Source organism: Nanohaloarchaea archaeon SW_7_43_1, assembly GCA_003009795.1.
Lineage (GTDB): Archaea > Nanohalarchaeota > Nanosalinia > Nanosalinales > Nanosalinaceae > SW-4-43-9.
The window spans coordinates 941304-956550 of sequence record PXPE01000001.1 but is presented as its reverse complement, the minus strand read 5'-3'; the positions used below and the strand labels follow the sequence as shown (position 1 = coordinate 956550).

The following is a 15247-nucleotide window of genomic DNA, read 5'->3' as shown; positions in this document are numbered from 1 at the left end:
ATTCGGAAATCTTGAGCTCAAAGGCTGCATGCACCTCGCCCAAGCTTATCGCAGCTTGCCACGTCCTTCGTCGGCTTCTCGAACCGAGCCATTCACTACCTGGCTTAACCAGCAACTCAACTTCGGGTGTCTCCAGCTTGATATGCTCCATGTTTCAGTAGAACTGAAACAAAGATAAGCTGAAAACCCGGTTGACTTGTGGTGGTCAAACCTTCTTACACCAATGCAAACGCCAAAAAAGACGTGATCAGACAAAACGATCTTTTGGTGTGCATTACTATCGTCCTTCATTCCGAAAAGGTCGGACGACGTTTCGTGCTTAGGACATCGTTCTTGACGCCCCTTCTGTACACGTAAATTGCGAGCAAAGACCTTTTAGATCCGTACCTCAATATCTATAGTTAAATGCAGATTACCTTAAATCTACAGGTATCTCTGCTGGCCCGCAACATAACACATATCTCAAAACTTTAAATAGGGTTGGAACAGAGTCGGTTTCCGGACCGGATTCCCATTTAAAAAATTGGCTTCCATTTATTGAATTACGAGAAGAAGGGCTCGTAGTTCAGTCTGGCAGAACGTCCCCCTTGCAAGGGGAAGGCCCAGGGTTCAAATCCCTGCGAGTCCAACACTTCCCTGGGTACAGTTTTTCAAGACATTTGTTTTCCGGCGCAAAAATATTTTGTCTCTTTTGGCTTCTGAGGTTATTTCAACCACTAGGTAATCTCCTCTCTAACCTCTTCTAGGCTCTGAGTTTCTACATTCTCTTGTTTTACTTTGATAGCCCTTAGAAGCAGTTCAGGGTCTAGTTCGCTGTCTTCTTCTAGTTTCTCTCGTAGTGCCTGTCGGATATACTCTGAGGGGTTCTTGAAGTTCTTTCTTTCAGCTGTTTCCTTGACTTCATCCTTCAGTCTTTCAGGTACATCCACGCTTATCCTAGCCATTTCATTCTCACCTTTTATATGATCGAGATGTGATGAGGATATTAAATATCTTATTGTTTTTCTCGGTTACAATTTTCTGTTACCACTGATTTTTCATTGCAGCTTCATTAGAAACCGATCGACAGTTGGGCACTCATAAGCAATTCAATTTAAACAGAGTGTGCGTGATTTAGAAAAATTGGCAGGGATTCTGGCAACGTTGTAATAAGCCGTACTGTAATCGGCTAGTCCTGTAGGTCGCCTAGACTTTGTTTTAGGCTCTCCATGTTTGATGATATCCTTTTTATGTCCTTTTTCAGGTTCTTTTTCTCATCTCTTAGATCGGATATATCCTGTTTCAATCCTTTCTTCCTTTCTTCGAGTCCTGTCACATTTTCCTCAATTTTATGGATCTTTACATTCAGTTTCTTCCCTTTATTCTTGATATCTCTCAAAGTCTGTTTTTCCTCAATTTCCTTTTTCTGCAGCTTCTCAATATTCTCTTTCATTTCCCTTTTTTGCTTTTTCAGTTCTTCGACCTCGTTTTCAGCCTTCTTTCTTTTTTCTTTTGCTTTCACTGCCTTTGCTACTTTTTCATCCATCTCATTAACTTTCTCAAGTAGATCTCCCATCTCGTTTTCGATATTCGTGTCATCGTATTGAACTGATTCGGTATCCGGCTCTTCGACCTCTAAATCTTCAATGTCTTCAGTATCATCATCTATTTCTATGTCATCTAAATCTATTTCAGACGGATCAATCTCCGTATCTTCAGGTTCTTTTTCATTCTCTGTCTCCGTTTGTTTGTTTTCTTCCCTTTCTTGGTTTGATTCATCTTCTTGATCTTCTGAATCGGTTTCTTTTTGCTGTTTTTGTTCCTCTATGCTTTCAGATATCTCATTTATTTCTTCTTTTACCTTTCCTAAATCACTTGAATCTGTTTCTTCCTCTTGATCATCTGTCTGAGTTTCTGTTTCATCTTCCTGGTTCTCTGTTTCCTCGTCTTCATTTGCTTCTTCTGTATCCTCTGCTTCGTCTTGGCTTTCGGTTTCTGTTTCCGCAGTCTCTTCCTCTTCCTTTTTGTTTTCCGGCTCTTGGGCTTCTTCTTCCTCTGTTTCTTCAGTCCCAGTTTCTTCTTGTTCTTGGGTTTGTTCTTCTTGATCGGTATTTTCGGATTCTTCTTCAGATTTTTCTTGTTCTTTTTCTGCCTGTTTGATCTCTTCTTCGGTATGTTCCTTTTTCTGGTGGAGATCCATGCCTTTTTCACTACTCATTTTTTCATCGCATACAGGGCAGATATAGGTCATATTACTTTATAGTCTGAGTCTATTGAAAAAGGTTTATTCAGATTTGATTTCGTCATTCAAACTTTCTAGTAAAGATGGTTCTTCGTGCTCTAAAATCTCTTTGTGCTCTCTAATCTTGTGTTTAAGTAGTTTCTTATGGAGTGCGAAGTCTTCCCCACAGTATGAACAAATCTCTAGTTTCTGGCCGTGTATCTCTTTTTTGTGTTTTTTAAGTACTTCAGAGGATCCGAAGCTTTTCTTACATTTATCACATCTGTAGAATTCCAGGTCATCGCTTTCTATCTGTCTTCCTTCAATTAAACCGATTACTTTAAACTTCAAGTATTGGAAAAAGCTTTTTTGGCCTTCCACTACTTCTATATTGAATAATGCTTCTTCCAAAGTCGATATCCTGTCCTTCAAAGGCTTAAAGCTTCCTTTGATATCTTTCTGGATCTCCTCTATTTTCTGTTTTTCCTGTTGTACTTCCGAAATTTTCTTGACCTCAATCCTGTTTTCCTCCAGCTTCTCATCGAGTTCCGCCATCTTCTCATGAACCTCAATCAAACTCTCCATTGTCTCATCATTCATACCTTCATCTAGTTCTGCGATCCGTTCCTTTAGGCCTTCAATTCTTCCTTTACTTACCGGGCTACCCGCTGTTCCTTTATTTATTTCCTCATGTAAGTTCTCAACTTTATCTCCAAGTTCTGTAATACCTTCCAGTTTTCCGGTTAATTCGTCTAATTCTTCTTGTGTTACGAAGGATTGGTCATCGTATTTCTCTATGTTTTCGACAGCTGATTCTACTGCGGGAACAAGAGCATCAATTTCCTGCGCTCTTTCTTTCACCTCGGTTTTCAGGTCTTCGAACTCCTGTTTCTCCGGGAGGTCATTTACCTTGACCTGTACATCGTCGAAGACTTTTCTCAGCTCGTGGAATCTCTCATCTAGATCCTGTTGTTTTTCATCTATCTTCTTGATCTCTGATACCTTCTCCTGCATCTCAAGAAACATGTCCTCGACTTTGTTGGCTTGTGCATCCATCTTCTGTTCTTTCTGTTTTGCCTTTTGTAGGTCCTCTCTAACCTCTCCTTTCATATCTTTGATCTGGTCTAGGCCTTCGAAGTCGTTTACGGTCTCTCTCAGGTCCGATAGATTTCCTCTAAGATCTCCGATCTGGCTTCTTGTCTGATCTATCTGTGTGTTGGCTTGTTCTAATTTTGCATCCCGTTTTTCGATCTTCTTACTCATTTCCTGTGGATCGATTTTCTCTACTAGATCCAGGGCTTTCTCTGATTTCGATTGTATCTTCCCGATTTCTTTCTCGTTTTGCCTGGCATTTTCCTTTGTGCTTCCTAATCTATCTGAGAACGTATCTATCCTCTCGTTGTAGGAGTTGATTCTTTCCTCCATTCCCTTTACTTTTGTCTCTGTCTTCTTGTTGCTGTTTCTCAGCTTTCTAACTTCTTTTTTCATCTGTTTTATCTGTTCGATTAACTCGTCCGGCGCTGAATCAGGCTTAACCGGATCATCCAATCCTGTATCTTCATCAGAGTCATCGCTGTCGCTGGAGCTATCGCTTGAATGGGCCTTGTTCTTATGGACTTTAAGCCCTCTCTCGGAGTCGAATTCCTGATCACATTCCCCACATTTCAGTGAATCCTTTTCTTTTTCGGACAGGAGATCCATAATCTTTAATATATGCGCTCAATTAAAGGGTTCACGGTGGAATAAAATGAGGTCATATGGAGACGGTTCAAAGATTGATGAGGTTGAAATCGATCCTGAACAGACTTTTCAGTTAAGTAAAGGCCTTTTTTACGGTACATCTTTACTAACTGCAAGCTTTGTAATTGCAGAGATCCAGATTTTTCGGTTGTTGATGGCTGCTAATTTCATATTTGCCTTGGCCATGTCAAGCTCGGTTCTCTCGAATGTATGGGAGATGCGCGGAGATTGGAGGAGAGCCTTAACAGTTTTAACCACTGTTCTGTGGGCTATAGGTATACTAACAGTTGGATCATCTCTATTACTTCTCTAATTAGATGTCTAATGCATCGTTGAGGTCTTCTTCTAGTTCATCAAGGTATGTATCTACCAGGTTGAAGCTTCTTTTCCTGATATTTTTCTTAACGAGTTTGAGCTGTGATTCGTATTCGAATACGTCTTCGTCTTGACTCTTGAGGATAGAGATCATATCCTCTAACTCGTCTACCCTTCGGTTGTATTTCTCGAATTTATCTAGTTCTTCGTCGCTGAGCCTTTCTGGACTGTGTTTAACAGGTCTGAAGTCGACGAAGTAAGGCCTACCGTGGTTGTATGATGAGTTCTGAAGCATCCCGGTTCCGGTATCTGCCTTTGTAACTCCTTGGGTGATGTTGTTACCGTATTTTCTCTCTATTCTATCGAGATCTCCTTCGTATTCTGTACGCATCTGGATCTGTGTACCGATGTTGGCTCTTACCTCTTCAGGGAAGTCCTCGATTACCTGTGATATCATAAGCATGCCGGTACCCCATTTACGGAACTCTCTGGCACCTCTCTCAAGCATTTTGACTCCACGGCCTGTTCCACCGAACTTTGGTAGAACTCTGTGTGCCTCGTCGTAACATATCAGGGTTTTCAGGCTGTCTTTTTCTTCAGGGTTGTAATCGAAGATCTGTTGTATTGTATCTGAGAGGTATTCCTCTAGTTCTGCGTTCTCCAGTTTATGCATCGAGAAGACGTGGATACTGCCTTCATCTCCTTCGGGCCGCATGATATCTGTGATATCTATCGTGTCCTGGTCTGCATCGACTGCTCTGATGTTACCTTCGTAGCTTCTTGCATCACCTTCTTTCATACCGAAGTCGCTGTAGAATGCGAAGAATTCATCGTTTTCGTTTTCGTCTAGGTAACCTGACCATTGTCCGGTTGGATCTAATACGATTACATTAACTCCTTGTTCCAATGCTTCTTCGACGATTACCTGTGCTGCTACTGATTTTCCTGCACCGGTAGCTCCTGCTGTCAGGCAGTGGGTCATCAGGTCGTCTAGGTTTATGAAGGATCTTGTGCCTATTTCGGATAGTTCTCCTACGAACGCTGATCTTCCTGTGTCTGATGGTATTGCATCGTTGTCTACCTGTTCTTCAAACCTTTTTCTCTTGGCTTCAAGTTTTTTCTTTCTGTAGTACCAGTAGCCGCCGCCTGATCCACCTGCTATCAGTAGGAATATGATTATGAACCAGGTCTGGTTGGTTAGGTACAGTGTTTTTCTCTCCAGGAATGGTCTCCGGATATCTACCTGGTTTACTGCTGTAGCTGAACGGTTCCCGGGTACGTTTGAGTACTCTACATCTGCTCTGGCCTCGTAAGTTCCTATGTCTGCGCTTTCAGGGATCTGGAGTTCGACAACTCTGTCCAGGGTGGTCTGTACTGCGAACGTATCTGTGGTTCTAGCGATTGTTTCATTCTCAACTATATCCTCTATTTCTATAGTTGTCTCTGCGTCCACAGCTCTTGAGAATCCTTGGTTGCTGAATGAAAGCTTTAATCGTGCTGCTTCCCCGGGTTCAAAGCTTTCTACTGTTGGTTCAACGCTTACGTCCAGTAGTCTGTTTTCTGATGATACTATTTCTATGTTGAAAGGTATTGATCTTTCCTGTTCCTCGCCTTCTACTCTAAGGAATCCGCTGATCTGTCTTAGCTCTGATTCATTTTCTGCATCGACTTCGATCCTCACTGTTCTAAACTCTCCTGGTTGAAGTTCAACGGAGCTGTTAAGGCTGATTAAAGGTTCGATGTTCCCGGTAGGGGTTATATCTATTTCTACTGCTTCAGATCTTGGATTCTGTACGGATACAGCTGTCGATTTCTTTTCTCCGGGTTCTAATGATACGGATAATCTGTTGTTACCGATTGCCAGTTGGCTTTCTGAATTATTCAACTGATCTACTAGATCTCCGAACCCGGATGGTGATCCTCCACCACCGCTTCCGCCGCTGCCTCCACCACCGCCTCCGCCACCGCCGCCGGAGGAACCTGAACTTGATGCAGCTTGTTCCAGTAAGGAGCCGAGATCAAGATCTGAGAGATTTTCTTCCAGTTCTACGCTTAACGTGTTGTCACTTGATGATTTCTCTGTTAATACGTAAGCAGAGAATGAGGATATATTGGTGTATGCAAGATCTGAAGACCTATCTACAACTGTTCCGGCCTCCTCGAAACCTGAGATACAGTTTCCATCTCCATCACTGACGTTGTAGTTCTCACATTTCTGGATCACTAGGTTGCCCACGAATGATATATTATCCCTGAAACCTGAGTAGTCAACAGAGATCCTGCCGTTGATTTGTTTGAAGTTCTCGGAGTTCAATCCAAATCCTGTTAGCAGTCTTCCTTCGGGGTTTACCGTTTTAGGTTCAAGCACCGAATCAAACTTTGGAGGTGATTCAGCTACCTTTTTCCCCTGGAAGTCCTCTACAAACGCTGTTGTATTCTCATCCGGCTTAATTCTGACATCAAAGTTACCGGTCTTAATTGTCTCGTTGTACTCATCTTGTTCTGTTGGTTCAATTCTTTCAGAGACTTCTCCATCAGGGTTAAGAAGCTCTATTTCCGTAGAATCTACGGGATTGACGGCAGTTCCGTTTACATTAATTGGTTCGTATACCCTCATGTATCTGATGAAACTACCTGCATTGTCTAATTCGTCTGTTGCTGTGAAGTTGACGGTGTAAAGACCTTTCTCCGTTGTTTTATTGAACTGTGTTTCGAAACTGTTTGAACCATTTTTTGTGAACGATTCTGTTTCAGTGCTTCCGGAGGGGGCCGTAATTTTAGCTGAAACATCCGTTACGTTGCTGTCATCTTTAAGCGTTGCACTCATATTTGACTTGTTGCCGCTGAAAACTGAATCAGCTGAGGCAGTTACAACCGTTGGAGCCGAAACATCCAAGTACGATACATTTGTCGAGTTTTCAAGTGTAACCTCGAAGGAGGGTGAGTCAGCTAGGAAGCTATAGTTGTGGTTTTCCCCGTCCGGAAGATCAGGTGCGTTGAAGGAAGATTCCCATTTTTTCGTTGAATCGTTGTAGTACTCAGGGATACCAAACTCACTCCCGTTTGAGGAAATCCTAAGATCTATCGATACATCATCATTTATGACTTCTTCCCCTTCTGTCACGTTGAATGATGCAGTTAGGTTTTCTCCCTCCTTGATTTTCTTCTTTTTGGATACGTTGTTAATTAGAAGATTGTAGTCTTCAACAGTGACGGTTAGGTTCAGGATCTCCTTTTTGTCTAAGGATCCGGAACCGAGTTTCGGCTCTACAAAATACTTGTATGTGCCGGTACTTACCGCTTCTGAGTCAGAGTCAAATTTAATGGCCACACTATCATTATTACTTGGTTGTATCGTTGTGCCGTAAGGAGTCGATTTCTCATCTAGGAAGAGTTCGTTCGAGCTACTACTACTATCATTGTCATCAAACTCAATATCTATATTCTCATTTCCAATATTTTTGGTCGAAAGAGTACCTAACCTTTCTACACCTGTATCAATCTGTAAACTACTAGACTGATTATCAGGTTCAACACTCACTGCTTGTTGACGTTTTACGAAAATCTCCAGTTGTTCTAATGATTCTGTTCCGGAGTCGTAGTCTACCTCCATATTTCCGTAAATAGGGCCTGTGGGTACGTACTCGGCTATTGTAACATTGGACTGTATAGTGACCTCTTCTCCGCTCCCAAGACGAACATCTGAAGCATTAAAGTCGAAGGATACATCTTCATCACAGTCAGTGCAGTTGAAGTTGAAGTCAATTCCTGTTGCTTCGTCATTACCGAATGATTCTACTGTGAAGGAGTCTCTCTTGGTTGAGTTGTGGTCGATCTCAATTCTATCTGGGTCTGGGTGATTTCCTCTTATTTTTTTGGTCGAATTGACATCAAGATTCACGTCAGCTGTCTTTTTTTCCTTTTCACCATCTGGGTTTTCCCACTTTAATACTAGATTTAATTGGTATACAGATGGATCAGTACCGCTTTTTGCTGTCACTGTTTTGTCAAATGTAACTGTCTCTTCTGGATCTATTTTTCCGTAACGTTCAAATCTTCCTCCGATATTGAAGCTATTTTCGGCCTTGGTGCTGTTGGTGCTGATTGTTAGATTGACTTTATCTGCTGCGAAGTCTCCTCCTGCAATCGAGCCGGTAATTCGCTTTTGTTGACTACTTTCCGATGTCACTTTATTGTACGCCAGAGTATCATTATCTGTGGTTAATTTTGGATCAACTTTCTTTCTCACCTTGAATTCAACCTGTTTTGATATGTTTTTCTGTCCTGATGAGTCTCTCGCTTCTACTTTTACGCCGTACCAATCAGGTCCTTGAGAAAGGCTTTCATCAGCTGTATAGTTGGAAATGAAGGTTGAAGTCGTCCCCTCTTTCAAATTGGCGCCTAGATTCGTTCTACTCACAGTGTCGTTCAAATCTTTCAGCAGTGTGAAGTTTACAGGTTCCTCGCTGAAGATATATCCTTGATCATTGTCTAGTACATCGGCCTCTAAGTCTACTTTCTTGTCAATAACTTGAACCGATGGCTCAACGGATAAGTTCTCGAAATATGGAGCAGGATCATCAATCTCTGCTTTAATTGGAAGTTGTACAGTTTGATCCTCACAGTTTCTTGTGTCATCTATAGGGGTACAGCTGATGATTATGTTGGCTTTGTAGGTTCCACCGGTTTCATCAGAAGGTATACTATAATATGTTGGAACAGATTTGTTTGGAATATCGTAAGTATAATTTTCTTGGTTTTCCAGCTCTATTGCTGAAGTAGCTGTCTCACTATTTTTACCACTGGAGTTTATTGAGAAAATATCTTTGTCATCCCCGGTACTTGCTGTTGAGTCCAAGAACCATTTTAGATCCTCGTTTCCAGTATTTTTTAATTCTATTTTGAACAATTTACCTGAGTTACCTACATTGAGTTTTCCTACATCTATTGGATTGCTTTTGGATATTTTCTCTTCATCCGGTATCTTCACGCCATCTTTGATTTTGGTTAGATTAAGTTTGTAGGTCGGTTTGCTTGGGATCTCTACTGTGATTGTTTTATTGTTTGTGAGATCCGGGCTATCCGAATCTGATCCTATTTTTGTTGTATAGTTGTCTGCTGGCGTTCCTTCCGGTATATTTACAAAGTAGTCTAGTAGGGTTAGTGTCTGCCCAGGACTTAGATCTGTTCCTGCAATTTGTCGTTCAGAGGGCTCTTGCTTTGGGGTAAATCTTTCGGTCCAAGCTCCGAATCTATCATTCCATATCTTCCAGGTCACGGTTTCTGCAGTTCCGGAACCTTGGTTGAATATTGTATTGTTCACTCCATCCGGTAAGATATTTCCATTAAATCCCTCATTTGCCGTGACACTGTTATTTTCCTGCCACAAAGGTCTTTGATTTGCCTCAACTTCCACGTCAAATCTTCCATTACCGGTTCTGGTTTCACCTGAAGATTTATCGAATATGAACGCTGGTTTTATATTTCTGTACGTACCTGCCTTTGAGGCCTCTTTTATCCATATTTCTCCTTCTACGGTTCTGGTTTCTCCAGCAGGTATATCATAGGTTTTGTTTAAACTCTTCCAGTCCGTCGCACCCTCATCTTCCAATAGTCTAGGATATTCATTTCCAACAAAAGGCAATCCTTTATGGTAAATTTTTACGCCCCGGATTTCGGTATCTCCAGTGTTCTTAATGTCCAGTTCATAAGTTTTGTTAATACCCGAGTCTAGATGTACCCCGGTAGCGGTTATTTTTTCCGGCACATCAATCTGCACATCTCCTTCTACGGCAACCTCTATCTCACCGGTTTTCTCTCCTGTTATACCTTTTGTGTCGTTTGATTCGACAACGATGGTGTGGTTGTCTATCTCTGATGGAGATACGAGCTCTACTGAGTAGAAACCTGAACCGTTGGTTTCTGTGACATTGGAGTAGTTATTTTGCGGTATCGAGACGTTTACAGTGGTATCGTATGCTTCATCGGTTGAGTTATGTAGTACTGTACCATTCACTGTGAAATTTCTTTCCACCCCTATTGTCTCTTCGCTTTGATTGATTGTGATACTTCCATTTCTTATTTTGATCTCTTCTTGTGGTGAGAAGCCTTCCCGTATTCCTTCTGTGTCCTTTGCTTTGAATGAAATATTGTAGTTCCCTGTTTCATCTGTTATCTCGCTGATAGGTATTACTGAGCTATAATCTCTTCCTGAACCAGATAGATCGAATTGCTTTGATTGAGAGTCAATATCCGCTCTAACAAATTCAATCGGATTGAAAGTTTTACCCAGACTTGCTGAGGCCTCTAAACTTCCGTTGACGTCGACAAAAAGGTCGCCTGTCCGATTATCCTCTACATTGGTATCAACAAACTCTATCTGGGTGGTAGCGAAACTGTTGTTGATCCCGAATATACCGTTTTCGGTGGTAGTGTAGTAAGTTATTTCTCTTTCTCTAGCGCCTTCCGGCATGGTAAAGTTGGTGGAAAAACCGCCGTTTTCTACGTTTACATTTTGTTTTGTGATATTGGTGTATATCTCAGTATAGTTGACTCTTATATCGAATTCGCTTTTATCTGCTGAGAGCAATAGAAGGTTGTTGTCCGAAGCGGCGAGTTCAGGGAGCTTTCTTGTCTCTCTCTCACCTTCCATCAGTCTGCCGGAAACATTTGCATCGTGTCCTTCGGGAGGTGTAATGTCTAAGCCAGGGTTTTTAGTTGAGAGCCTTCTCGAGACGTTAAGAGATCTTAGAACAGGTGAATGGGTTATGTTACCTTCCATTTCTATTCTTAGGGCTATCTCTGAAGTATTTTCGCTAAGACCGGATACACTGTATTCAGATTTACCGTTTTCAAGCTCTACGGTATCAGATGTTTCCTCGAAGCTTCCGTCTCCATTGGTATCGCTCTTCAGTCTCAGATTTAGTTTCCGATCGTTTGTATTTGCATTTACACCATTTAAGATTAGTGATTCTGGTCTGACTTTCTCGGAGAAAAACTTCTTCCCTGCAGTTTGTTCTCCCTCCTTGGCATAGTTATAGATATTTGAAATATTGTTTTCGGAGAGGCTGGAATTGTATACTCTCAGTTCATCTATAGAACCGTTGTAATAGTGGGATGTCTGATCCATTTCTCCTCTTCCCACGGATGTCGGCGAGCCTTTTGTCTCAATGTTGCCATTGGCCGGTGCTGAGGTAACTGGACTGCCGTCCTTGAATATTTCCAGTTCCGATCCGTTATACTTTACAGTTACCATCTGCCAGGTTCCAGTACTTATTGCATTTGACTGTGTTTCCAGGCTGTAATTATCTTCCGTTGTGTTAAGACTGACGTATAATTCATCATTTTTAACCAACTGGATATCCAGTATCTGGGGGGAATCTATTATCACTGCTGGATCTTCCGATTCTGAAGGAATTTCCTCCGGCTTCAGCCAAATATTTGTTGTAAATTCGCTTCCGTTCACAATCTGCTCGGATTTTCTCAAGGCTCCGTCATTAAATTCTGCTGATGTTGAACTTGTTATACCCGGGGAACCCAGATTAACTGAGCCATAGCTTTCGAAGTTCTCTGATGACTTGCTGTCTATCAAAGGCTCTGAATCGCTGTCTAAGGAGTAGTAGTGCTCAAGTCCGAGACCTGTATTATCTTTTCTGTATCCAAGAGTAATCTTGTCGGCCGATCTTATACCGTCTGAAATATCTTGATGTACTAACCCAGATCTAGATAGAGGAGAATCCCAGTCGGTTCTGTTGTTCCACTGGTTTGATTCTTCTATACCGGAGAATCGACCTATGAAGGTGACGGTAGGATCTTTACCTGCCCAGCCTATAGGGGGTTTGTTTCCTCCCACGGGTAGGTTATGATTCGCGTTTTCTACGGTGGAGAATTTGTCGGATTCCTGGCTGTGGTTGTAGTAAAGTATATTCAGGTTGCCGTTAAAACCCTGTTTTGAAGGACCGCCTGTTTCGTCCCCAACGGTAAGCATTGATGTGCCTGATATGTTCAACTGTTCGCTATCATTAATCTTTCTGTCGTGTGTTGGGGATATTGTAAGATTTCTGTAGACAAAGAACGATTTCTCTTCATTTGTATCCTCTCGGTTACCGTTGTCATCGTAAGTGCTGTAATTCAAGCTATAGTTGCCGTACTGGGCACTGAAGAAATTGCTGATCGATTTTTCGTTGCTCCACTTTAGTTTCTCATCCGTTAAGCTTTGGTTGTTTAGCTCGACCTTCTTTTTTTCTCCGGAAGGTGTAGTTATGTGTGCTGTAACGTTTTTGATGGAGTTGAGGCTTGTACGGGTTGAAGCATTTATGGTGACATTTTGGTCTGGGTTAATGTAAGGTGTCTGATCTATCGTGCTGTCTGGGAACAATCTTTTCTCAGGACTTGTGGAACTAACATTTTCCAGCCTTATTCTGGTTGAGATACTGTCATTTCTTCTGGCTTTTATGTTATCATCGTTTGTAGATTTTATCTCTAATACTCTGTCCCCTGCTTTCAGCTGTGAGTTAAATTGTGAGGAACTAAAGGAGCCGTCAGAATTTGGTTCCACTGGTTTAGTGACGATTGTACCCTCCTGTTCCGAGAAATAAGTTATATTTAAGTCCTTCGAATATCCGGTTGGTTTCTCTCCTATCTTCTTGGCTTCCCCACTTAAACCTAGGTTCACCCCAGGATTAACATCACGAGGATAGTTGGAATTCAACGTGAACTCTATGCTTCTAACATTCAAATCAAAGCTTCTCGTCATACCCACCCCATTCAACTGGGTCGTAACGTTTACAGTATAGTTTCCTTCCTTTTCCGGAGCTGTACTAACTTGTTCAAAATAATTGTTTCCTGGGTCAGGTGTTAAAAAAGTGGTTTCACCGTTCAGCGAGATTTCCACCTCGTTGTAAGCTGTACCATTTACTTTGATAGTCTCACCTGGATTGACGACCGAGTCATTTACAGTTACCCATCCCAGCTGGTTGCTGTCAGCATCTCTTATCCCTTCATCGGTTTCGGCTTCTGCTTCATAGAATTTCTTTCCCTTATTTGCCGTTATACTGCTTGAGAAATCAAAATTTCCTGACCCATCTGTCGATACACCTCTATTATCTACTACTGAACCATCATCCTCGTAAGTTTTTACCTCAAGTTGACCGGAGTAACCCTCAGTTACTGAGCCTCCGACCCCATCTTCCTTAGTCAGCTTTACTGAACCGGTCGGATTAAACCCTTCACTGGGCTTGAAGAAGTAGTTTGAGTCCTGATTAATTTCAAGCTCTCTATGTGAGATATTAAACTCCCTCGTAATTGTATTCTCTGAGATTGATGACTCGACAGTCATTGAATAGTTCCCCAAGTTTTCGGTATCGTTAATATCCAGGCTCTTGACCGTTGCATTGTAGAAACTGTTACCAGAACCTTGTTCTATTGATTCAACCAGAGTCCCGTTAATGGAGATATTTACGGTAGTAGAACCTGTTCCATTTACTTTTATAGGATCATCCGGATTCACTATTGTATCATTTACATTTACCGAGAAAGCTATATCGCTCATGATCGAACCATTAGTTGCAATTTCTTCAGGCCGGCCGTTGGTATTTTCGCCAGATCCGAAATTCTTTCCAATAATACCTGATGTGCCTGACCCCTCATCGGCAGATACTTCCCAGCTCATCTTATTTATAGAATAATCGTAGTATATATAGCCGCCTCCACCACCTCCAGAGAATGCGTCAAACTGTTCATCTAGCCGTTCGTGATAAGATCCTCCATCCGCCGAGACAGTTCCCTCCCCATAGATACCTCCTGCAGTTATAAAAATTGATCCTCCAGCTCCACCACCCCCACTTAGCCCATTCGCGTCCTGTTTACTTCCATCTAGTCCATTAGACACTATACTTCCACTGTTGTTCAGCTTGTTGGAGGCAGCCAGTTTCAAAACTCCTCCACCAGAACCAAGTACAATGTCATTGGAGTTGCTGGCCCTGTATTCCTTATTTGTCGATATCCAGTAATCTGAGTCTAATAGATTGTTGTTCGGATCGTCCTTGTAAACACCGAAGTAATCGAACCTAGTCGCTTCTTTTATAGTCTTATTTCTGTTATAACTGGGATTACTTGAGTCATCGAATAATTTCGGGTCGTTTTCATTGAGGCCACGACCCGAGGCTGGATTGTGACCCTGGAAACTTTGATCGACATTTTGAATGGTCTTCGTGCCGCCATGAGAACCTCCGCCTGAACCGAAGGTGCTTGGATCCTCTGAACTTCCGTACTCACCGTCGTTTACATTCCCGTATCCTCCACCAGTCGCGATATAGTTTGGTGGATCATTCCCTCCATCTGAATAGGATCCTCCTTTACCTGCATGTCCTCCCCCTCCGGCTCCTGTTCCACTGTTATCGGGTCCAGATACACCTCCTCTAGGACCCGCACCTAAACACAGTTTATTACCTGCATTTGAGGTCTTACTTCCGAACTTACAGTTTTGTCCATCATTACTTTCATCTGAATCTAATGCTCCTTGGTAGCCTAGTCCAGATGCATCAATCACACCTCCTTCCTCTATCTTTATGTTTTTGGCTGAAATATTGATGTTGGCGTGTACCGCACCACCTGGTTCTACTATGAAGTCACCGTTAGTTAGATCAATCTTTGCTGTAGGCGAGTTTCCTGGCTTCTTATGATCCGTATACAGCCGACCGCCCGATTCAACAATGATATCTGTGTCGCTGTCTGTCACTTCATCTCCTGTTATGTCTTGAGAACCTGTTATCCTACATTCTGGATCGTTTAAGCTGGTACCTTCATCACAGGAGAATGCTGCGGCTGTTGATCCGAATATCGGTATTGCTGCTAGGAGAATTATTGTACTGAGTATCTTATTCAATTATGTTTACACCATTTGTATGCCGTATCGGGGGTTGGAGTTGTATAATCTAATTATTGTTTAGGCTCTTTAATTAAGGTTTCTTTCAGGCTCTCAGGGAAAAACTG

Annotated in this window: 4 protein-coding genes, 1 tRNA gene, 1 rRNA gene and 1 pseudogene; 3 read left to right on the top strand and 4 right to left on the bottom strand. The window is 42.1% G+C overall.

All coding sequences use genetic code 11. From position 1 onward, the window contains the following. Positions 1 to 102: ribosomal RNA gene (locus BRC29_05440) — 23S ribosomal RNA — on the bottom strand; the annotation flags it as partial. Between the two features lie 452 nt (positions 103 to 554). Between BRC29_05440 and BRC29_05435 the strand changes: the two genes are divergently transcribed. After that, positions 555 to 628 (top strand) — tRNA-Ala (locus tag BRC29_05435). Between the two features lie 88 nt (positions 629 to 716). Here BRC29_05435 and BRC29_05430 read toward each other — a convergent pair. Beyond that, positions 717 to 944: a hypothetical protein gene (locus BRC29_05430; protein ID PSG99527.1), complete on the bottom strand. Its 228-nt coding sequence runs from the start codon at positions 942 to 944 to the stop codon at positions 717 to 719. 1016 nt (positions 945 to 1960) lie between these two features. On the opposite strand from BRC29_05430, the pseudogene BRC29_05425 reads away from it, so the two are divergent. Beyond that, positions 1961 to 2164, top strand: a pseudogene (locus BRC29_05425) (hypothetical protein). A gap of 99 nt (positions 2165 to 2263) precedes the next feature. Here BRC29_05425 and BRC29_05420 read toward each other — a convergent pair. After that, positions 2264 to 3901 carry a hypothetical protein gene (locus BRC29_05420; GenBank protein ID PSG99526.1) on the bottom strand — a complete coding sequence of 546 codons (1638 nt, stop codon included), beginning with the start codon at positions 3899 to 3901 and terminating at the stop codon, positions 2264 to 2266. A 46-nt stretch (positions 3902 to 3947) separates the two neighbouring features. On the opposite strand from BRC29_05420, the gene BRC29_05415 reads away from it, so the two are divergent. Further along, positions 3948 to 4253 (top strand): hypothetical protein, encoded by a 306-nt coding sequence (locus BRC29_05415; GenBank protein PSG99525.1) that lies wholly within the window; start codon positions 3948 to 3950, stop codon positions 4251 to 4253. On the opposite strand, the gene BRC29_05410 is transcribed toward BRC29_05415, so the two are convergent. Beyond that, positions 4254 to 15140 carry a hypothetical protein gene (locus tag BRC29_05410; GenBank protein PSG99524.1) on the bottom strand — a complete coding sequence of 3629 codons (10887 nt, stop codon included), beginning with the start codon at positions 15138 to 15140 and terminating at the stop codon, positions 4254 to 4256. It abuts the gene before it with no gap. Positions 15141 to 15247: the final 107 nt, after the last annotated feature.

Coding starts and splice junctions, on each gene's coding strand:
- BRC29_05430 (PSG99527.1), bottom strand. CDS start 944: ATGGCTAGGATAAGCGTGGATGTACCTGAAAGACTGAAGGATGAAGTC.
- BRC29_05420 (PSG99526.1), bottom strand. CDS start 3,901: ATGGATCTCCTGTCCGAAAAAGAAAAGGATTCACTGAAATGTGGGGAA.
- BRC29_05415 (PSG99525.1), top strand. CDS start 3,948: ATGAGGTCATATGGAGACGGTTCAAAGATTGATGAGGTTGAAATCGAT.